The 19,748-nt window shown below is 72.3% G+C and carries 17 protein-coding genes and 1 riboswitch; of the genes, 6 read left to right on the top strand and 11 right to left on the bottom strand.

Annotated elements, in window-relative coordinates; translation table 11 throughout:
• Positions 1-5: 5 nt before the first annotated feature.
• The 3 genes from ABZ794_RS11425 to ABZ794_RS11415 form a co-directional block, all read right to left on the bottom strand.
• Entirely contained in the window at positions 6-1,436 is a 1,431-nt protein-coding gene (locus ABZ794_RS11425) for a HAMP domain-containing sensor histidine kinase (RefSeq protein WP_357515377.1), read from the bottom strand.
• A 9-nt stretch (positions 1,437-1,445) separates the two neighbouring features.
• The gene (locus ABZ794_RS11420) at positions 1,446-2,102 is read right to left on the bottom strand and encodes a response regulator transcription factor (RefSeq protein ID WP_210781320.1); all 657 of its coding nucleotides are present in this window, start codon (positions 2,100-2,102) and stop codon (positions 1,446-1,448) included.
• Between the two features lie 97 nt (positions 2,103-2,199).
• Positions 2,200-2,511, bottom strand: coding sequence for a hypothetical protein (locus ABZ794_RS11415; RefSeq protein ID WP_210781319.1), 312 nt, complete (start codon positions 2,509-2,511; stop codon positions 2,200-2,202).
• 113 nt (positions 2,512-2,624) lie between these two features.
• On the opposite strand from ABZ794_RS11415, the gene ABZ794_RS11410 reads away from it, so the two are divergent.
• Complete coding sequence (locus ABZ794_RS11410) at positions 2,625-2,963, top strand: DUF952 domain-containing protein (RefSeq protein WP_210781318.1); 339 nt, start codon at positions 2,625-2,627, stop codon at positions 2,961-2,963.
• 130 nt (positions 2,964-3,093) lie between these two features.
• Here ABZ794_RS11410 and ABZ794_RS11405 read toward each other — a convergent pair whose 3' ends face one another.
• The 3 genes from ABZ794_RS11405 to ABZ794_RS11395 all read right to left on the bottom strand — a co-directional run bounded on the left by ABZ794_RS11405 (position 3,094) and on the right by ABZ794_RS11395 (position 7,952).
• Entirely contained in the window at positions 3,094-4,851 is a 1,758-nt protein-coding gene (locus ABZ794_RS11405; RefSeq protein WP_210781317.1) for a CDP-glycerol glycerophosphotransferase family protein, read from the bottom strand.
• A gap of 228 nt (positions 4,852-5,079) precedes the next feature.
• On the bottom strand, positions 5,080-7,188 hold the full coding sequence (locus ABZ794_RS11400) for a DUF6077 domain-containing protein (RefSeq protein ID WP_357515374.1): 2,109 nt from the start codon (positions 7,186-7,188) through the stop codon (positions 5,080-5,082).
• A 125-nt stretch (positions 7,189-7,313) separates the two neighbouring features.
• A complete protein-coding gene (locus tag ABZ794_RS11395; RefSeq protein WP_238688058.1) occupies positions 7,314-7,952 on the bottom strand; it encodes a TetR/AcrR family transcriptional regulator in 639 nt (212 codons plus the stop codon).
• A gap of 180 nt (positions 7,953-8,132) precedes the next feature.
• Between ABZ794_RS11395 and ABZ794_RS11390 the strand changes: the two genes are divergently transcribed.
• The 4 genes from ABZ794_RS11390 (at position 8,133) to ABZ794_RS11375 (ending at position 13,208) form a co-directional block, all read left to right on the top strand.
• The gene (locus tag ABZ794_RS11390) at positions 8,133-9,029 is read left to right on the top strand and encodes an ABC transporter permease (protein WP_210781314.1); all 897 of its coding nucleotides are present in this window, start codon (positions 8,133-8,135) and stop codon (positions 9,027-9,029) included.
• A 34-nt stretch (positions 9,030-9,063) separates the two neighbouring features.
• Positions 9,064-9,840, top strand: coding sequence for an ABC transporter ATP-binding protein (locus ABZ794_RS11385; protein ID WP_210781399.1), 777 nt, complete (start codon positions 9,064-9,066; stop codon positions 9,838-9,840).
• Positions 9,841-9,986: 146 nt separating this feature from the next.
• The gene (locus tag ABZ794_RS11380) at positions 9,987-11,504 is read left to right on the top strand and encodes a bifunctional cytidylyltransferase/SDR family oxidoreductase (RefSeq protein WP_210781313.1); all 1,518 of its coding nucleotides are present in this window, start codon (positions 9,987-9,989) and stop codon (positions 11,502-11,504) included.
• A gap of 33 nt (positions 11,505-11,537) precedes the next feature.
• Complete coding sequence (locus ABZ794_RS11375) at positions 11,538-13,208, top strand: CDP-glycerol glycerophosphotransferase family protein (protein WP_238688057.1); 1,671 nt, start codon at positions 11,538-11,540, stop codon at positions 13,206-13,208.
• Positions 13,209-13,212: 4 nt separating this feature from the next.
• On the opposite strand, the gene ABZ794_RS11370 is transcribed toward ABZ794_RS11375, so the two are convergent.
• The 5 genes from ABZ794_RS11370 to ABZ794_RS11350 all read right to left on the bottom strand — a co-directional run bounded on the left by ABZ794_RS11370 (position 13,213) and on the right by ABZ794_RS11350 (position 18,245).
• Complete coding sequence (locus tag ABZ794_RS11370) at positions 13,213-13,959, bottom strand: alpha/beta fold hydrolase (RefSeq protein ID WP_210781311.1); 747 nt, start codon at positions 13,957-13,959, stop codon at positions 13,213-13,215.
• A 124-nt stretch (positions 13,960-14,083) separates the two neighbouring features.
• Positions 14,084-14,932: a C39 family peptidase gene (locus ABZ794_RS11365; RefSeq protein WP_238688056.1), complete on the bottom strand. Its 849-nt coding sequence runs from the start codon at positions 14,930-14,932 to the stop codon at positions 14,084-14,086.
• 232 nt (positions 14,933-15,164) lie between these two features.
• Positions 15,165-15,305, bottom strand: a riboswitch (cyclic di-AMP (ydaO/yuaA leader).
• 284 nt (positions 15,306-15,589) lie between these two features.
• Positions 15,590-16,360 (bottom strand): hypothetical protein, encoded by a 771-nt coding sequence (locus tag ABZ794_RS11360; protein ID WP_238688055.1) that lies wholly within the window; start codon positions 16,358-16,360, stop codon positions 15,590-15,592.
• A 135-nt stretch (positions 16,361-16,495) separates the two neighbouring features.
• Positions 16,496-16,918, bottom strand: coding sequence for a hypothetical protein (locus tag ABZ794_RS11355; RefSeq protein WP_238688054.1), 423 nt, complete (start codon positions 16,916-16,918; stop codon positions 16,496-16,498).
• A gap of 91 nt (positions 16,919-17,009) precedes the next feature.
• On the bottom strand, positions 17,010-18,245 hold the full coding sequence (locus ABZ794_RS11350) for an acyltransferase (protein ID WP_210781307.1): 1,236 nt from the start codon (positions 18,243-18,245) through the stop codon (positions 17,010-17,012).
• 299 nt (positions 18,246-18,544) lie between these two features.
• Between ABZ794_RS11350 and ABZ794_RS11345 the strand changes: the two genes are divergently transcribed.
• Positions 18,545-19,708 (top strand): glycosyltransferase, encoded by a 1,164-nt coding sequence (locus ABZ794_RS11345; RefSeq protein ID WP_357515369.1) that lies wholly within the window; start codon positions 18,545-18,547, stop codon positions 19,706-19,708.
• Positions 19,709-19,748: the final 40 nt, after the last annotated feature.

Below are 19,748 nucleotides of genomic sequence, written 5' to 3'. Positions count from 1 at the left end.
GGGCCTCACCGCGCCGGGGAGGGTCGCAGGTCGGCGGCCGGTTCCTCCTCCGCCGGCTCCACCGCAAGGGTCGGCGTCGGGAACCACAGGGCGGCGATCAGCCCCCGCGACTCCCCCGGGCGCATGGTGAGCCGCCCGTCCGAGGCGTCCACCAGCACGGCGGCGATGGTCAGACCGAGCCCCGCCCCGTCCACGTTCTGCGCGTCCGGGGCCCGCCAGAACCGTTCGGTCGCCTGACCGAGCTGACTCTCGGTCATGCCGGGGCCGGAGTCGCGAACCTCCAGCGCCACCCCGCCGTCGCGGCGGGCCACCGTCACCGTCACCGCCCCGCCCGCCCCGCTGAACTTCACCGCGTTGTCGATGAGCGCGTCCAGCGCCTGGTCGACGGCGGTCGGCACGGTCTGCGCGTACGCCGGGGCGTCGGTCGTGGCCAGCCGCAACGCGACCGACCGGTGCCGGGCCAGCGGCGCCCACGCGGCCACCCGGGAGGCGGCCACCGCGGCGGCGTCCACCGTGACGCGCTCGTTCTCCTCCCGTTCGGCGCGGGCGAGGGTGAGCAGCGCGTCGAGCACCAGCGCGAGCCGGTCGGTCTCCTCCAGGGCCAGCCGGTGCTCGGACCGACCGTCCGGGTCGGTCAGGCTGGGCCCCAACTCCTCCACCCGCAGCCGCAGCGCGGTGAGCGGGTTGCGCAGTTGGTGGCTGGCGTGCGCGACGAAGGCACGCTGCCGGTCCATCACGTCGGAGACCACGTCGGCCATGTGGTTGAAGCTGGCCGCGAGGCGGCGCAGCTCCGGCGGTCCCAGCCGGTGCTGCACCCGGGCGCCCCGGTCGCCCTCGGCGATCTCGTGGGTGACCGCGTCCAGCTCGGTGACCGGTCGCAGCACCCAACCGGCCAGCCCGAACGCGGTGAGCACGCAGGCCAGCACGGCGAGCAGACCGGCCAGGGCGAGCAGCAGCCACCACGCGACGACGGCTCGGCGGATCGGGCCGGCCGGGGTCACGATCACCACCGCTCCGAGCACCTCACCTCCGTCGTTTATCGGCACCGCCACCACCACGGGGTCGGTCGTCCAGGGCCAGACCGACTCGGGGGCGCTGGTCTGCTGCCCGGACAGCGCGACGTCCAGCACCGTCGCGGTCCCCGGGCTGGCCTGCCACCTCGGCGACGAGACCGGGATGTTCCGGTCCCGGTCGACGATCGCGGCGCTGATCGCGTACAGGTCGTCGTAGCTGGTCAGCTCCGACTCGATCGGGCCAGGGCCGCCGTCACGCAACGCCGGACCGGCCAGCGAGGCGAACCGGGTGGCGTCGGCGAGCCGGTCGGCGCGGACCCGTTCGGTCTCGCGGCTGGCCATGGTGGCGGCCAGTGGGGTCTCCAACGCGATGAGGACGAGGACCATCAGCAGCAGATAGCTGATCACCAGGCGACGGCGCACGTCAGCTCCTCACGCGTCGCGCAGTCGGTAGCCGACGCCGCGTACGGTCTCCACCAGGCGGGAGTCGCCGAGCTTGCCGCGCAGCGAGCCGACGTGCACCTCCACGGTGTGCCGGTCGGCCCAGGTGGTGCCCCAGGCGTCGAGCAGGATCCGGTCGCGGGGCACCGCCACCCCGGGCTGGCGGGCCAGCGAGAGCAGCACGTCGAACTCCTTGCGGGTCAACGTGACGGCACGGCCCTCGACGGTCACCGTCCGCGCTGCCACGTCGATGCGGACCGGCCCGGCCTCGATGAGGTGCCGCTCGGGCGCCGCGTTCGCGGCACGGCGCAACACCGCCTCGATGCGGGCCTGCAACTCCACCATCGAGAACGGCTTGACCACGTAGTCGTCCGCGCCAAGGCGCAGACCCAGCACCCGGTCACGTTCCTCACCCCGGGCGGTCACCGCGATGATGCCGAGCTGACTGCTGCGCCGACGCAGCTCCCGGCACAGGTCCGTGCCGTCCCCGTCGGGCAGCGTCAGGTCGAGCAGCACCAGGTCACAGGGTGCGGCGGAGAGCGCGGCGGCAACGGTGGCGGCGTGCTCGACCTCGTACCCCCGGCGGGTGAGGGCGGAGGACAGCGCAGCGGCCACCCGGCGGTCGTCCTCCACCAGCAGGATCCGCACCCGTGCCCCCGTCCCTCGCAGCGCTGTTCTGCGAATGGTGGCAGAAGTGCGCGCGGACCGGGAGGCCGCCCACCCGCGCCGGGCGGGCTACCGGCCGCTACAGGCCGAAGGTGTCGTCGGCGGTGGCGTCCCGGACGCCGTCGGTGAACCCGCGGAAGCCCGGGTCCTCGTGGCTGGCCGGCACGCTGGTGACGCTGACCCCGCTGGCCTGGGTGACAGCGTCGACCAGGGCCGGATAGTCGATCTCGGCGTCCTGGAAGGCGTCGTCGTCCGCCTCGGCCAGGTTGATCACGTGCTGCACGTCGTCGGACGACGTGTCCGGGTCGTCGGCCCACTCGCCGCCAGCCTGGTAGCACTCGTCGTACAGCGCGCGCTGGCTGTCGGTCCAGTCATCGTCGTAGCTCTGCATCGCCCATCCCTCCGCGGCCCTTGACCTGAGCATGCCCGGCGGGAGGCGACGGGCGCGGCGGTACCGGCGAAAACCGGGCGGGCGCGCCGACCACGGCCCCGTACGCTGCTGTGGTGATCTACAAACTGCTGTCGAGCGCCGAATGGGACGACGCCCTCGCCGCCGGTGCCTTCACCGGCTCCGCGGTGGACCGGCAGGACGGCTTCATCCATCTCTCCGGCTCCGACCAGGTGGTCGAGACGGCACGGCGGTACTTCACCGGGGCGACCGGGGTGACAATGCTCAGCGTCGAGGAGGAGCGGCTGGGCGACGCGCTGCGGTGGGAGCCGTCGCGCGGCGGGCAACTCTTCCCGCACGTGTACGGCCCGCTGCCGGTCGCGGCGGTGGTGGCGGCGCGGGCGTTGCCGGCGGACCTTCCGGCCGCCGACGCGGTGGCCGCTCTGCTGGCCTGATCCGGTGGCCGCTCTGCTGGGGTGATCCGGTGGCCGCTCTGCTGGCCTGATCCGTGGTCGCCCTGCTGGCTGACACGGACGCGCCCGACCCGACAGTGTCGGGCCGGGCGCGATGCCGTACGGACGGAACTCAGTGGCAGAGCCGGTCGATCTCCTGCTGGAACCGGTCCATCGGGTTCGCCTCGGCCGGGCCGAGCAGGTAGGTCTTCAGCTCCCGGCGGGCCTCGGTCATCGGGTCGTCACCGGCCCGGGTGACCGACACGATCTTCTCCAGCTCACCGCAGTCCTTGGAGAGCAGGTACGCGGCCCGCGCCGTCGGGTACTCGCGGCGGAAGTCGTCCTCCGACAGGCCGGCCGGGTTGGCCACCACGTACGGCCGCTGGCTCTGCACGAAGTCGGACACCACACTGGACACGTCGCTGATCAGCAGGTCGGTCTGGTTGAAGCAGTCGAACAGCGCCGGCGTGCGGCCGGTGACCACCAGGTGCGCGGTGCCGTCCAGCGAGGACGCGTCCGGGTTGCCGCCGGCCGCGCGGATCGCCGTGACGATCCGGTCGTGCACGGCCTTCGCCGCCTTGGACCGCGACCCGGTGAGCGGGTGCGGCTTGTAGATCAGGCGGACCCGGGGATTCGTGGCGAGCAGCCCCTTGACGATCCGCTCACCCATCAGCACCAGCGAGGTGTGGTACGGGTCGTCGTCGAGCCAACCCTCCCAGGTGGGCGCGTACAGCACCGTGAACGGCCGGTCCACCGACTCGGCACCGAAGGTGTGCACCCCGGCGAGCTGCGGCCGGCCGATCTCGACGATGTCCGAGTCGAGCACCCCCACGCCGGCCCGCGCGTAGCGCTCCCGGCCGGCCAGGCCGGCGACCCAGACCTCGTCGTACACCTTGCTGTAGGGGTTGACGCTGGCCTGCTTGTCGCTGTCGCCGTGCCCGACGAAGACGTGCTTCGTACCCGGCTCGCGGAGCATGTGGATGTTCGCGCCGACGTTCGCGGAGTAGAGCGCCGCGCGGATGCCGCCGAGGTCGAGGTTCATGAAGTCGACGCCGGCCGGTACGCAGATCACCGGCAGCCGGGTGTCGGCCAGCTCCAGGAACGCCTCCCGGCTGCGCATCAGCACCACCGCGCGCTGTTCGAGCGCCTCGGTCGGGGCGAGCCACATGTTCGCCTGGTAGACGTCCTTGGCCGGGCCGGCGAAGTAGAGCGCCACCTCCGGCCGGTAGTTGTCCAGCCAGCGCTGGACCGCCGGCAGCAACGGACCCTGCCCGGCACCCCGACCCCGCAGCCAGGTCAGCGCGATGATGGCGCCCACCAGACCGGTCGCCACGACCGCCACCGCGCCGGCCACGAAGAACGGCGTCGGATCGTGCTGCACCGCGGCGGCCACGCCGGCCGGCACCAGCAGCAGGTTGAGCAGCGGCATCCGGTCACCGGCAACCGCCGCCGCCCAGGCGGGCGGCTGTGGGGCGCTGGACAGTGGACCCAGGTCGATGTTGCGCACCATGGCGGAGAGCGGGTTACGACGCTCGATCATTGTGGAGAGCGCACCCGCGAAGACCGACACGACCCACACCACGGCCGGTAGCACCAGCAGGAGGGTCAGCTCGCCGCCGCTGAGCCGCACCTCGGCGACGACCAGCAACACGGCGGCGAGGTCGCGGGTCAGCTGCCGGTACGACCAGTGCAGGCCCACCTTCTCCAACAGCAGTTGCGACGGCGGTGACCAGCGGGCGACGGCGAATTCGCCGATGATGGCGGCCAACCCGGCGACGGCGAACAGGCCGATCCAACCGAATACGCCACCGACGAGCATGACCAGGTAGGCCAGTACCAGCAGCGCACTCTGGGCGGCCACCCCGAGGCGTCCTGTCAACGTGCCGAACAAACGAGTTCGCTCCCTACGAGATTTCGTTGCGGGCGGTGCCCGTGATGGACCGACGTCACTCCCCCGTCGCGCAGCGGCTCAGTCGCGGCCGGCTCCGTGTGACTGCGACCTTAACGCGAGGGGACAGCTCGGTGTCGCTCGGGTATCCGGCACCATTTCGGGCAAAGTTCCGAACCGGGGCGCGCCCGACCCCACCACGGGGCCGGGCGCTCGGTGCGGGTGAAGCGCTCAGCCGACCCGCCGGAAGCAGGTCATCGCGCCGGGCGCCTTGCGCTTGGCGAACTCCTGGTAACCCAGCTGCGGCGCGGTGTCGCGGGCGTAGCGGTTGCCGTTGTAGACGCAGATGGTGCCCACGTCGAGGCGGTCCAGTGCCGGCGTCAACTCGGCCGGCGTCGGGCTGGCGGCGCCGTCCGCGAAGCCGGCGAGCAGCAGGCGGTCCTTGGCGAACTGGGAGCTGAGGTCGTACTCGACGAGGTAGAAGTCGCGGGGCAGCACGACCCGGACCTCGCTGGTGACGATCGGCGTGGTGCGCATGATCGTCTTAGGGGCGAGCAGCAGGCCCTGCGGACGGTCCAGGTCCTTGATCCAGAACGCGATCGCCTGACGCTGCTGCGGAAGCTTCCAGGTGGGGCGGTCGTGCACGTCGACCCAACTCTTCGGCGACCACATCGGGGTGGCGAACAGCGCGAACGAGGCGACCAGCAGCACCGCGATCCCCCCGGACGCCGCCCGGCGCAGCGCCCGGGTCGGTGCCGGCACGCGCACCGTGCAGAGCAGACCGATCAACGTCGGCAGGGCGAGCAACCACGGCACGCGCCAGAGCACCACCGAGATGCCGCTCAACGCGCTCAGCAACTCCAGCACGCCGGGCACGAACAACACGCTCAGCGCGAGGGCGGCGCCGGCGGCGAGCAGCGCGGGCGTACGCCGACGGGCGAGCAACGCGCCGCACCACAGCGCCAGACCGCTGATCACCCCGACCACGCCGAACAGCAGGGTTCGCCGGTAGGTGTACGCGGCGTCGAAGAAGGCGTCGTCCGCGCCCGTCGCGCTCATCCCGCCGAGCACCAGGCGGGAGACCACCAGCGAGCCGATCGGGTACGCGAGGGCGGCGACCGCCGCGACCACGGCCGCCTTCCACCGGCCGACCAGCAGCATGGCGAACCCGGCGGCGCCGATGAGCATCGGCAGGATGATCGCCGCGGTGTTGGTGAGCCCGATCGCGGTGATCGAGAGCGCCACGATGAGCAGCAGGCTGCGCCGCGACCGGTTGTCGAACCACTCGGTCAGGTAGAGCCACATCAGCGGGATGACCGCCGAGACGAACATGCCCTTGCCCTCGTGCAGCCGGGGAAGGTGGAACGTGCCCAGTGCGGCGTCCCCGCCCGCGACGAGGTAGAGGTACGCGATCGCCACGGTGAAGGCGAGCACCGGACGGCGCGGGGCCCACCGGTGCGTCAGCCGCCACAACGCCAGCGCTGCGAGCACCGCCATGATCGGCAGCAGCACGTACCAGAGGGCCGAGCTGGCGTGGATGCCGACGACGTTGGCGAACGCGCCGTCGAACACCTCGATCGACGGGATGGGCGGCTGCGAGCCCATCGACGGCAGCACGTTCTCGGAGAACAGGAAGTCGTTGAGCGGGATCAGGTCACGCTCGGCGATCCACACCGACTTGCCGACGTAGTAGACGTCGTCCGGGGTGTTGCGAGCCATGAAGAACGACGAGATGCCGACCAGGACCGAGACGACCAGCGCGTACGCCGACTGCGCCGGGGTGGGTGCCGGGGCGGCCGGGGTGGGCGTCGGGCCACTCAGCCAGGCCTGGCGCACCAGCAGCATCCCGCCGACGGCCGCGAGCAGGCCGGACACTGCCGGGATCCACCAGGAGACGTTGACGCTGGTGTTGGCCAGACCGGCGGAGACGGCGGCAACGGCGGCGGCGGCCAGCACACCGATCAGCAGGCGACGGTCGGCGGCGGGCCGCGCGCTGACGGGCTCCTGAGCCGCCGGCGCGCTGTCGGCCGGGGTGCTGTCGGCCGGGGTGCGGCGGCGGGCGCGCAGCACGGCCACGACAGCGAGCACCACACAGGCCAGCAGCCAGATCCGGAAGGTGACCGACGGACGCAGGTCACCCAGGAAGGCCAGGTGGTAGAGCACTGTGAAGAGCGCGAACGCGATCACCGCGCCATCGGTGAGCACCGCCGGGGCGACGGCCACCAGCGCGCGTACCCGGGACAGCCCGGCGCGGGCGGCGGCGGGCCGGGATGCCTGCCCGGGCCGCGGCGTCGGATCCGGTTCGGCGGGCGCTACGGCGATGCTGTCGACGTTGGCCACGGGCGTCCTTACTCGTCAGACGGATCAGGGGCATCGGCACGGTGACGGCCGGGTGTCAAGGGGGCAGCGTAGCGGAATCGGGCAGGGCGGCCGCTGCTGCCGGCGACCGAGTGTCGGAGGGCTGGTCAACCCGCCATCGGTGCCGCCCGGGGGCGGGGCAGCACGCTGTCGGCGCCGAGCCCGGCGGCCACGGATTCGACCAGGTTGTCGAGGTAGCCGTCGGTGAGTGGGAGACGGGCGATGGCGAGCCGCCAGTAGAGCGGCCCCACGATGAGGTCGACGGCGGCGTCCAGCTCCGTGTCGGCGGGCAGTTCGCCACGCTGCACGGCCCGGGTGACCAGGTGACCGCCGATCTCCTGCTGCCGGGCGCGCAGCACCTGACGCAGGGTCGCGTCGATGCTGGGGTTGCGGGCGGCCTCGGCCAGAAGATCCGGAATGATCTGCGACGCCAGTGGGTGGCCCAGCGCGTGCGCCACCGCCTGGAACAGCAGCGCGAGATCACCGCGCAGCGTGCCGGTGTCCAGTACGGGGAGCTTGCCGTGTGCCGCGGCGGCGACGACCTCCAGCACCAGATTGAGCTTCGAGCTCCACCGTCGGTAGATCGCCGTCTTGCTGACGCCGGCCCGCCGGGCCACCGCCTCGATGGAGAGCCTGCCGTAGCCGACCGCGGCGAGCTCCTGCATCAGCGCCCGGCGGATCGCCGTGGTGATCTCGTCGCGCAGCACCGCCGCGCCGGCCGGCGCCCGCCTCTTCTCGGTGGTCATCGAGGGCTCTTATCGCAGGTCACGCCGGACAGCGTAGCGCAACGACGGTACGGTTGCGTCCCGACGTGTTTCGGACTACTGTCCTCGCAGCGACGAGGCGGCGCCCCGCGCAAATTTCCCACTAGGATTCGATCGTCGCGAGCAACCCCCGTCTGCACGAAAGATCGGAGCGCCATTTCCATGGCCACCACCGCGCTGGTCGACCCCGACACGGGCCTGACCCAGGCGCAGCTGGCCGCTCGGCACGGGCTACGGGTCGCCGGTGAGCGACCCAGCCTCGTCGAGTACAGCCGCCGACTCTGGGCCTACCGGCACTTCATCGCCGCGTACGCCAACGCCAAGCTCGTCGCCTCGTACAGCAACGCCAAGCTGGGTCAGCTCTGGCAGGTGCTCACCCCGCTGACCAACGCGGCGGTCTACTACCTGATCTTCGGGGTGGTGCTGGCGCAGAACGACAACATCCCGAACTTCATCGCCTACCTGACCACCGGGCTGTTCATCTTCAACTTCACCCAGAGCGCGATCCTGGCCGGCACCCAGTCGATCAGCAGCAACCTGGGGTTGATCCGGGCACTGCACTTCCCCCGGGCCAGCCTGCCGCTGTCCACCACGATCACCCAGTTCCAGCAACTGCTGGCCTCGATGGTGGTGCTGGTCGGCATCGTGCTGGTCACCGGTGAGCCGCTCACCTGGAAGTGGCTGATGCTGCTGCCCGCGCTGCTGCTGCAGGCGGTGTTCAACGCCGGCGTGGTGCTGTTCGTCGCCCGGCTGGGCGCCAAGGCGAGCGACCTGAAGCAGGTCATGCCGTTCATCATGCGGACCTGGATGTACGGCTCCGGCGTCCTCTACAGCGTCAGCCTCTTCGACCGGCTGCCCGGCTGGGCGACGACGCTTGTGCAGTACAACCCGCTGCTGGTCTACATCGAGCTGGCCCGGTACGCGCTGCTCGAGGAGGCGCCGCTGCTCAACGAGTCGCTGACCCAGCTCTGGCTGGTCGGCGCCGGGTGGGCGCTGGTCGCCGGCATCGGCGGTTTCATCTACTTCTGGCGCGGCGAACAGGAGTACGGCCGTGGTTGATCACTTCGACGCCCCCGTTGAGGCGAGCGCGACGATGACCCGAACCCAGGAGCGCATCCCGACAGTGGTCGTGGACGACGCGCACATCATCTACCGGGTGCACCAGGGCGCCGCCGGTGGCACCACGCCGGTGGCCGCGCTGCGCCGGCTGGTGAAGCGCACCCACGCGCCGAACGTGCGGGAGGTGCACGCCGTCAAGGGCGTCTCCTTCACCGCGTACCGGGGCGAGGCGATCGGGCTGATCGGCAGCAACGGCTCCGGCAAGTCCACCATCCTGCGGGCCATCGCCGGCCTGCTGCCGGTCAACCGGGGCGCCATCCACACCCAGGGGCAGCCGTCCCTGCTCGGCGTGAACGCCGCCCTGCTCAACGACCTATCCGGGGAGCGCAACGTCACCCTCGGCTGCCTGGCCATGGGCATGCACCCCGATGACGTGGCCAAGCAGGCCGCGGGGATCATCGACTTCTCCGGGATCAACGAGCGGGGTGACTTCGCCAGCCTGCCAATGCGGACGTACTCGTCCGGCATGGCGGCCCGGCTGCGGTTCTCCATCGCCGCCGCCAAGAAGCACGACGTGCTGCTCATCGACGAGGCGCTCGCCACCGGCGACAAGGGCTTCCGCAAGCGCAGCGAGCAGCGGGTGCGGGAGTTGCGGGAGGGCGCGGGGACGGTGTTCCTGGTCAGCCACCAGCTCTCCTCCGTACGGGACACCTGCGAACGGACGATCTGGCTGGAATCGGGCCTCATCCGGATGGACGGTCCCACCGACGAGGTCATCCGGGCCTACGAGGCGTACGCGAACAGCAAGTAGAGTTCCGGCGAACGTCCGGCATCGACACGGCACCTGAGGACCGCGTCGCCCGCGTTGGGGCGACGCGGTCCGCGCGTTAAGGTTCATTCCGTCGCCGCTCGGGCGGAACCTTCCGTTAACGCATCCCTGAGAGTGAGGATCCGGCAATGACGCAGGACCAGACCCCTGGCCCGGACGCCGAAGCGGAGACCCCGACGCCGTGGCGGCCCTCGCGGACAGTGGCGGTGGTTCTGGCCGGCGGCACCGGGACCCGGCTGGGCCTCGGCATCCCGAAGCAGCTGCTGAAGATCGCCGGTAAGCCGATCATCGAGCACACCCTGGCGGTCTTCGAGGCGGCACCGGAGATCGACGAGATCATCGTGCTGATGGCCACCGGCCACGTCGAGGACGCCCGGCAGATCGTCGAGAAGGCCGGCCTGCGCAAGGTCACCAAGGTGATCGAGGGCGGTGACACCCGCAACGCCACCACCCGGATCGCGCTGGACGCGGTCGGCCCGGAAGACTGCAACATCCTCTTCCACGACGCGGTACGCCCGCTGCTCAGCGGCCGGATCGTGCGCGAGTGCGTCAACGCGCTCTGGAGCTACGACGCCGTGGACGTGGCCATCCCCTCCGCGGACACGATCATCCAGGTCGACGAGAACGACTGCATCACCGACATCCCGGTGCGCTCCCGGCTGCGCCGTGGCCAGACCCCGCAGGCGTTCCGCTCCCCCACGATCCGGGCGGCGTACCAGATCGCCGAGGACGACCCGGACTTCGCCGCCACCGACGACTGTGGCGTGGTGCTGCGCTACCTTCCCGGCACCCCGATCAAGGTGATCGACGGTTCGGACGAGAACATCAAGGTCACCCACCCGGTCGACGTGCACCTGGCGGACAAGCTCTTCCAGCTCGCCGCCGCGCAGGCACCCCGACTGACCGACCACCGCAGCTACAGCGAGGAGCTGACCGGCCGGACCATCGTGGTGTTCGGCGGCAGCTACGGCATCGGTCACGAGTTGACCGAGCTGGCCCGGCGCTACGGCGCCCAGGTCTTCCCGTTCAGCCGTTCCAGCACCGGCACCCACGTGGAGCGGGCCGAGGACGTCGAGGCCGCGCTGACGACCGCCTTCGAGGCCACCGGCCGGATCGACCACGTGGTGGTCACCGCCGGCATCCTGGAGAAGGGCGCCCTCGCCGAGATGGACGAGGAGACCATGGACCGGCTGCTCCAGGTCAACTTCGTCGGCCCGGTGACCATCGCCCGCCAGGCCCTCCCGTACCTGCAGCAGACCAAGGGCCAGTTGCTGCTCTACACCTCCAGCTCCTACACCCGGGGCCGGGCCCGCTACGCGCTCTACTCGGCCACCAAGGCCGCCCTGGTCAACCTCACCCAGGCGCTCGCCGACGAGTGGGCCGACGTGGGTGTCCGCGTCAACTGCATCAACCCGGAGCGCACCGCCACCCCGATGCGGACGCGGGCCTTCGGCGAGGAGCCGGAGCACACCCTGCTCGCCGCGGAGGCCGTCGCCCAGTCGTCGCTGGACGTGCTGATCTCCGACCTGACCGGTCAGGTGATCGACGTACGCCGGGCACCCGGCGACGGGCCCACGCCGAGCGTGCCGGCGCAGTCCGGGTCGGGTCGGGTCGAGGCACCGGCCGGCGCGACGTCGGCCAACTGACGCCGACGGCTGCGGAACCACGAACGGAGCGACATGCGCGGCGACCTGGTCCGAAAGCTGGCCGCCCGGTGCCTGACCACCGGGTTGGCCGTGCTGGCCTTTGTCGTGCTGGCGCTGACCGGCGCCACCGGCTGGGGGCTGGCGTTGGCCGTCGCCGCGCTGGCCGCCTCGGCCGCTGAGCAGCGGATCCGGCCCAGCGCCGACCTGGTGGCGGAGACCGCGTTGATCGCCGCGGCGATCCTGGTCGGTTACTCCCGGCGACTGGACGACGGGCTCAGCCTCGCGCTGGTCGCCACCGGGCTGGTCCTGCTGGGGCTGGTGCTGCTGGTGGGGCCGCTGCGCACCGCCGGCAGTCTGGAGATCCGGGCGGCCAACCTGCCGGTACGCGCCCGCACGCCGATGATCGCCGACCGGCTCGGCACGGCCCTGCTCGGGCTGCTCGCCGCCCTGGCGCTCGCCGCCGCGCTCGCCCTGCCGGCCGGTGTGGCGCTGGCCGCCAGCCTGCTGGTCGGCGCGGGCGCCGGTGCGGTCGCGCTGGACCTGGCCCGGCGACGGTTCCGGCCACGGTCCGGCGGCGGGTCGGTGGCCGCCGCGCTGCGCCGGCACCAGCCGGAGTTCCTGCTCTACTTCTCCGCGCCTCCCGGCTCGGAATACCAGGTCACCATGTGGCTGCCGTACCTGGAACGGATCGGCCGGCCGTTTCTGGTCGTGCTGCGTGAGCCGGAGTTCCTGGCCCCGATCGCGGCGGCCACCGACGCGCCGGTGGTCTACTGCCCCACCCTGGGGGCGATGGACGAGGCGTTGGTGCCGAGCCTGCGGGCGGCGTTCTACGTCAACCACGGTGCGAAGAACAGCCACTGCGTCCGCTTCACCCAGCTCACCCACATCCAGCTGCACCACGGCGACAGCGACAAGGCGCCGAGCGCCAACCCGGTGTCGGGGATCTTCGACCGGATCTTCGTGGCCGGGCAGGCGGCGATCGACCGGTACGCCCGCGCCGGAGTGCAGATCCCGGCGGACAAGTTCGTGGTGGTGGGTCGCCCACAGGTCGAGTCGATCGAGGTGCGCCCGGAGCCCGCGCGAGGGTTGGCGCACCCGACCGTGCTCTACACGCCGACCTGGACCGGGCACCACGCCGACGCCGACTACTGCTCGCTGCCGGTGGCCGAGAGCCTGCTGCGCCGGCTGTTGGAGCGCGGCGCGACGGTGATCCTGCGAGCCCACCCGTACACCAGGCAGAACCCGGCGTCGGCCCGCCAACTGGGCCGCCTGACCGAGCTGCTCGTCGCCGACCGGGCCCGCACCGGCCGCCAGCACGTGGTCGGCGCGGCGGCTCGGGAGCTGAGCCTGACCGAGTGCGTCAACTCCGCCGACGCGCTGGTCTCCGACGTGTCCGGCGTGATCTCGGACTTCCTCTACTCCGGAAAGCCGTACGCGGTCACCGACATGGGCGACGAGGGTGACCGGTTCGTGGAGCGGTTCCCGCTGGCCGGGTCGGGTTACGTGCTGCGCCGGGACATGTCCAACGTGGACGAGGTACTGACCGCCCTGCTGGACACCGACCCGCTGGCCGAGGCCCGCTGGGCCACCCGCCGCCGCTACCTGGGTGACTTCCCGGCCGAGGCGTACGCCGAGGCGTTCCTGACCGCCGCCCGCCGGGAGCTGGCACCGGCTGGGACACTGACCGCGTCCACACCTGCCTGACCGCTCAGCGGTACGGGTCGAGCAGCGCCAGCACCGCCGCCGGGTCCTCCACGTGCGCGTTGTGCCCGAGGCCGGGCAGCGTGGCGACCGGTACGCCGTACTCCTTGAGCTGTTCGTCGGTGACCATCGGGTCGTTCTCCCCGCGTGCCAGCAGCACCGGCACGTCGGTCGCCGCGAGCAGCGCGGCCAGGTCGGGCTCGCCGACGGCGAAGGCGGCCGGGTCCATGGCGAGGCGCCACCGGCCGTCGACCTGGCGCAGCCCGGCGTCCACCACCGGGTGGTCCGGCGAGACCAGGCCGGCCAGCCCGGAGACCCGCAGGTAGCGGCGAGCCGCCTCGGTGCGGCTGGCGAACCAGCTCACCGGGCGGGCGGCGACTTCGGCGGCGCGGGTCAGCTCAGCGGGTGACCAGAGTGCCTTGATGCCCAGCCCGACGACCGCGTCCACCGGCGTTCCGGCGTCGCGGGCGGCAAGCGCGAGACCGACCACCCCGCCCAGCGAGTGCCCGAGCACCACCAACCGGTCGTCGGGGGCGAGCGCCTGCGCGACCTGCTGGGCGAAGCCCGGGAAGGAGTACGACGGCAGCGGCGACGCCCAGCCGTGGCCGGCGAGGTCCGGTGCCAGCCACCGCCCGGGCCAGTGCTGCTCGAGGTACGGGGCCCAGGGCAACCACACGTCCCCGGTCGCTCCCATGCCGTGCAGCAGCAGCAGGACCGGCCTGCGGCCGGCGTGACCACCCGTCTTCTCCACCACGGCCGCAGTCTCCCACGGTTCACGGTCGGGTACGAGAGCCGTCGATGACGGGACCACGCGGACAGACGCCGCGGGCGCCGGCCCCTTGTGGAGGACGGCGCCCGCGGCGGTCAGCGTGCCCGGGTCAGGCGGAGTAGCCCCGGCTGGTGATCCAGTTGGCCAGGTCGATCGTGGTGATCCAGTACGACGGGTCGGCCGGGTTCGCCGAGTCGGCGATGCGTACGGTGCGGCCGTTGTCCTTGTAGCCCACGACGGCGATGTAGTGCCCGCCGCCGTAGGAGTGCCAGCCGCCGTCGGTGTCGGTGGCGTCGCCGACGACGTTGGCCACCACGCCCCGGCCGTCGGTGATGGCCTTCACCACGTCGGCCTGGAGCCGGTCCATCTGGGCCGGGCTGGGCGCGCCGGGGAACATCCGGGTCCGGTACGGGGAGCCCTTCACCTCGGCGTTGAGCACTCGGGTGGTGTCCTCGGCCGAGTTGGTGCCCATCTCGGTGGTGCCCAGCTCGGCGCCGAGCTCCTCCTGGGTGCGGTCGATGCCGGCGGCGCTGAGCGCGTTCCGGGTGGCCGCCGGGCCGCAGTTGTAGTAGGTGTTCTGCGCCTCGTAGTCGTAGTCGAGCACCTTGGTCGCGGGCGGCTTCGGCCGCTCCGGCTTCCGGGTGAGGTCCGGGTTGCTGCTGGCCTTGGCGGCGGGCGACGCGGCGCTGGTGGCCGGGGCGGCAGTGGTCGGTGCGGCGCTGGCCGAGGGGGAAGCCTCCCGAGCCTCGCCGCGGGAGGCGGCGACGTCGCTGCGCATCTCGGCGACAGTGGTCGCGGTGCGCTGGCCGGCCGGGGCGTCGTCGGCAGTGGTGAGCAGGGCGCCGGTGGTGGTGGCGATCGCGAGGGCCGCGGCGGAGGCGGCGACGATCTGGTACGGGCGCTCGGTGGCGAGGCGGCGGAGCTGACGCTGCAGGGTGTGCTTCACGGGGTCCTCCACGGATCGGGGGGAGAGCGGCACACCGGGGCCGGACCGGTATCCGGGCAGGCGCCAGCGCGCGGACCGTGGTCCGCGGATGGTGAACCGCTCAGGGGAACGCCCGGCGTGGCCGGGCGGGGAAGGCGATGACCCGGGGGTCAGCTCACCGTCACTGGACGGATGAGCGGGTGCACCGCCGCGCCGTGGAGGCGAGGGAACAACCGAGGGGTGGAAAGGTGCTGCACGAGGATGGGACTCCTTCCGACACCGCCTACCGGGTTAGCTGACGGATTCGGGCGGGAAGACGCCCTACCGCGGGCCGTGGCTCGCGGATTCACCCCGGACTTACTGGTGGGTCCCCGGTTCGTTGATCACGATTAAGCGGGTCGGTGCGGCGTCGCGTCTTGCGATCGGTTACCGCACCGGACGGGACGACACTACTGGCGTCTCAACGCCCTGCCAAGCCAGGTTCACCTGCGTAAACCCCAATTGGCGCGACAATTTCTGCGCGTATTGCCGATGATGTGACTCGATGGGACAACCGGTTACGGCGACGCCTGCGGGCGACAACCGGACAGGCCGCAAAGAACGCGGCCACAATCGCGGGATCAATGCCGCCGATCGCGTCGGACGTCCGATTTCCCGATTGGGTGACCGGCCTCACATCACGGATTGGGCTCAACCCACCCGGGCCGGGCGCCACAGTGCCACGACGGCGGGACGCAACGCCCCGGCCACCGTGCGGCGCGCGGGTACCAGGGTCGGGCGGAGCCGGGCCGCCGCCGCGTACGCCTCCTCGGCGAGGGCACGAGCCGACTCGGCGGCCAACTCCGCGTCACGCCAGGCGGCCCGCTCACGGCCGGCGGCCACCTGGTAGTCGGCCAGCCGCGCATCCCGGACCACCCGGCTGATCAGCACCTCCTGCTCGACCGGGTGCCGCCGGGGATCCCAGCCGCGCCGGTGCCCGAACACGTCGCCGAGCTGCGCCATGGTCAGCTCCCCCCGCCAGTACGCAGCCATCACCGCCCGGTGCAGATAGCGCTCCCGGGCGGCGTACTCGGCGGGGGTGTGCGGGGTCTGCGGGGTGGGCAGCGCACCGGCGCCAGCGAAGCGACGCGCTGCGGTGTCCGCCTCGTCGTACCCGATCCAGGCCCGCTCCAGCTGCTCCTGAGCAGTCAGCCAGGCGGCACGCCGCCGCTTGGCGGTGGTGGCCGCGCCGGCCGCGGCGACGGCCACCTCCTCGGCGTAGCGGCGCAGGTCCACGGCCTCGGCGGCGGCCACCTCCCGAGGAGTGGGCCCGGCCGGGAGCGGGTCGTCAGTGGGCCGGTCCCGTTCGGGGCGGGCGGCCAGCACGGAGAGCAGGCCCAGGGTCAGCAGGAACAGCGTCGACCAGATGGCGGCGGCCCGCGGCACCTCGGTCACGAACTGGTAGAAGACGACTGTCTCCATGGTCGGCACCTCGGGGAGGATGAGCAGTGCGATGGGGAGCCGCGCCGATCAGCGGGCCACTGTGGGCCACGGGTCGGCGGGTCAGGGAGCGGGTGGGTCGACAGGGCACGGTGGCGGGACGGTCGTCCCGGTGGCTCAGCGCCCGGGTGGGGCCCGGGAAGCCCGACCGCTCGTACCGTCGAGGAGGGGCAGCCGGCCGAATTCGGCCGCGCGGACCGGCAGCACGCCGGCCGCGATGGCGCCCTGATCATCGGGGAGCGCCACCGGCGTGTCGACCGACCATGTCGGGACGGACTCCTCGGCGGCCTCCGGCGGTATCGCCGCGGCCGGGCGGGCAGCACCGGGTGCCGCGGAGTGCCGGCAGGAGGCCGCCAGCGGGCCGGCGGCGACAGAGGCCGGCACCGCGCTCGACGTCGGCACCGGGCCGGGTGTTGCCGTGGTGGCCGTGGCCGGGCCTGCGCCGAGCGCCAGGGCCGCGACGACGGCGAGGCTGGTCAGCACCCGAGTCGCCCAGCGCGCCACCCACCACAGCGGACAGGTGAACGCGACCGGAAGCACGCCCCAACGCTACCGTCGCGCCGAGCCGGGCGCACCGACCACGGGCGTGTCGGATCGCGCCGCGCCGACCCGTTGACCAGGGTGGACGTTGTCAGCGCAGGTCGACGTACGGTGATCGCCCGCCGGCCTGACCGACCTCGTCGGCAGGTCCGTCGACCTTGCCGCGGGCGCTGCTTGCGGGGTCCCGTGCGTCGTCGTCGCCGGCCGCGCGTTGTCGGGGGACGGGCGCCGGACGGGCCGCACGGCGCGGCGCGAGCCGGCGCATCATCGGGGTTTCGACGAAGCGGTGCAACAGCCCGGCGAGGATCAGGTTCGCCGCCAGGAAGCCGAGCACCACGGCCGGGCCACGCCAGCCCGCGAAGCCGATCCCCCAGGTCCCGCTCCAGCGCAGCACGCTCGTCATCACCAGCACGTGCACCAGGTAGAAGGCGAACGAGACCTCACCGAGCCAGACCAGCGGCCGGGACCGCCACGGCGAGCGCCGACCCCGCACGTCCGCGTCCGCGGCCGCGGTGATCACCAACAGGTACGCGACCGCGAGCAGCGTGGTCCACAGCTCGGCGCGGATCCACTGCGCGGCCGCCACCCAGGTGACCAGGAAGATCCCGCTGGCCACTGTCAGACCGGGACCGCGCCACAGCCCCCGGCGCATCAACTCGGCAGCCACCGCGCCCAGCCAGAACTCCAGCGACCGTACCGGCGGGAAGATCTGGGTGAACCACCAGCGGCTCACCTCCGGCACCAACTCCTGCGCCGGCCAGAGCGCGAGGATCAGCAGCGGCAGCGCGACGATCAGCGTCCAGAGCAGCTTCGGTCGGGCCCGGCGCAGCAGCGGCAGCGCCAGCGGCAGACAGAGGTAGAAGAAGAACTCGCAGGACAGCGACCAGCTGACGGTGTTGATGCTGTAGAACCAGCCCGGCCGGGGGTCCCACGCCTGCAACAGCAGCAGGTTCTCCAACGCCGCCGCCGGCAGGACCGGGTCGGCGAACCACCAGGCGACCACGAGCGTCGCCGCGAACAGCACCAGGTGGTTCGGGTAGATCTTGGCGATCCGTCGCCGCCAGAAGGTACGCCGGGAGTCGCCCTCGCGGGCCGACCAGACCAGCACGAAACCGCTGAGGATGAAGAAGAACTGCACCCCGGAGAGACCGAGGGTGAACAACGCGTCGATGACGGCCTTGTAGTCCGGCTCGGCGATGATCCGCATGGTGCCGGCGTGAAAGCCGAAGACCAGCAGAGCGGCGATCCACCGCAGCCCGGTCAGCGAGGGCAGCCGGGGCAGGGCCGGTGCCGGCCGGGCGGCCGACGTCGCGGCGACGCTCGTCATGCCGGGATCCCGGCGCTCGGCAGGGTCACCAGCACGGTCGTAGCCTCCTCGTCGCGGCGTCGGACGGCGCGACGGCGACGCCCACGACGACCCGGCAGGGCCGCACCGAGGCACCCTACCGGGTCACTCCCGGGTGAACCGGACGCATCCCACCCGCCCCGCGAGCCCACGTTCCCCGGGCCGGAAACCGACCACCGGCCCGGCGTTAACCTTCCGCTGGGCTGGAGTTCAGAGAGTCCACCATCGGCGGCAACGTCAGGTTCCGGGGCCGGCCACCCGGGTCGTCGAAGGTGGCGGACGTGGTCAATGAGCCGACGCCCGCACCGCTGCTGAGCATCGTCGTGCCCGTCTACGGCGTCGAGGCGTACCTGTACCAGTGCCTCGAGTCGATCCGGGCCGACATCCCGGCGGGCGAGTCGGACACTGTCGAGCTGATCGCCGTCGACGACGCCTCCCCGGACGGCTGCGGCGACATGCTCCGCTCGTACGCGGTCAGCCGCGACGGCGTGCGCGTCGTGCACCTGAGCAGCAACGTGGGTCTGGGGCTGGCCCGCAACGCCGGGCTCGACGTGGCCACCGGCCGGTACGTCTGGTTCGTCGACAGCGACGACTGGTTGCCACCGGGCACGATCGCGGCGGTGCTGGACCGGCTTCGCCAGCACCAGCCCGACGTGCTGATGCTCGACCACCTGCGGGTACACGAGGACGGTCGGCGGGAGATCGACGCGAGCAGCCCGCTGCTATGCGGAATCACCGGCGTGACCCGGTTGACCGACCAGCCGCAGCTGCTGCGGGTGCAGCACACCGCCTGGAACAAGGTGGTCCGCCGCGACTTCATGGACGAACTGGAGCTGCGGTTCTTCCCCGGCTGGTACGAGGACATCCCGTTCAGCCACCCCCTGTTGATCGGGGCCGAGAAGATCTCCGTGCTGGACCGGGTCTGCTACCTGTACCGCCAGGGCCGTCAGGGCGCGATCACCTCCACCCGCAGCGGCCGGCACTTCGACGCCTTCGCCCAGTACGAGCGGCTGATGGACTGGGTCGCCCGGAAGCACCCGGACGAGCGGTTGCAGGCCGAGCTGTTCGAGCTGATGATCAGCCACTACCTGGTGGTGGTGGGCAACGACGGCCGGCTGCACCCACACCTGCGGCGCGACTTCTTCCACCGGGCCGCCGCGCACTACCGTCGGTACCTGCCCACCGGCGGCTACCCGCTGCCCCCGGGCGTGGCCGGGCTCAAGCACCGCCTCGTCGGGCGGGGTGACTGGGTGGCGTACTCGGCGCTGCGCCAGGCCCACCGGGTCGCTGGTCGCCTGCGTCGGTCCGGCCCGGTGGGCGGCGCCGAGGGCGGTTCGGTCGCCGCCGACGAGGACCCGGGGCGAGGGGCGAGCGCCGGGCCTACCCGCGACGGTGGGCTCGCGCCGGAGCGGCGCGACACGCTGGCCGTCGGCCGGCTGCCGTGATCGACCCCACCGCGGAGCACGCCGGGAGCCGGGGCGGCTC

It is taken from the genome of Micromonospora sp. NPDC047187 (genome assembly GCF_040643355.1).
Taxonomy (GTDB): domain Bacteria; phylum Actinomycetota; class Actinomycetes; order Mycobacteriales; family Micromonosporaceae; genus Micromonospora; species Micromonospora salmantinae.
Note: the sequence above shows the minus strand (reverse complement) of the source record. Positions and strands in the feature narration are given on the sequence as shown.

What these genes read in the sequence shown, in the direction of transcription:
- ABZ794_RS11390 (WP_210781314.1), top strand. Translation starts at nt 8,133, where the DNA reads ATGGCCACCACCGCGCTGGTCGACCCCGACACGGGCCTGACCCAGGCG.
- ABZ794_RS11395 (WP_238688058.1), bottom strand. Translation starts at nt 7,952, where the DNA reads ATGACCACCGAGAAGAGGCGGGCGCCGGCCGGCGCGGCGGTGCTGCGC.
- ABZ794_RS11415 (WP_210781319.1), bottom strand. Translation starts at nt 2,511, where the DNA reads ATGCAGAGCTACGACGATGACTGGACCGACAGCCAGCGCGCGCTGTAC.
- ABZ794_RS11350 (WP_210781307.1), bottom strand. Translation starts at nt 18,245, where the DNA reads ATGACGAGCGTCGCCGCGACGTCGGCCGCCCGGCCGGCACCGGCCCTG.
- ABZ794_RS11385 (WP_210781399.1), top strand. Translation starts at nt 9,064, where the DNA reads ATGACCCGAACCCAGGAGCGCATCCCGACAGTGGTCGTGGACGACGCG.
- ABZ794_RS11375 (WP_238688057.1), top strand. Translation starts at nt 11,538, where the DNA reads ATGCGCGGCGACCTGGTCCGAAAGCTGGCCGCCCGGTGCCTGACCACC.
- ABZ794_RS11380 (WP_210781313.1), top strand. Translation starts at nt 9,987, where the DNA reads ATGACGCAGGACCAGACCCCTGGCCCGGACGCCGAAGCGGAGACCCCG.
- ABZ794_RS11360 (WP_238688055.1), bottom strand. Translation starts at nt 16,360, where the DNA reads ATGGAGACAGTCGTCTTCTACCAGTTCGTGACCGAGGTGCCGCGGGCC.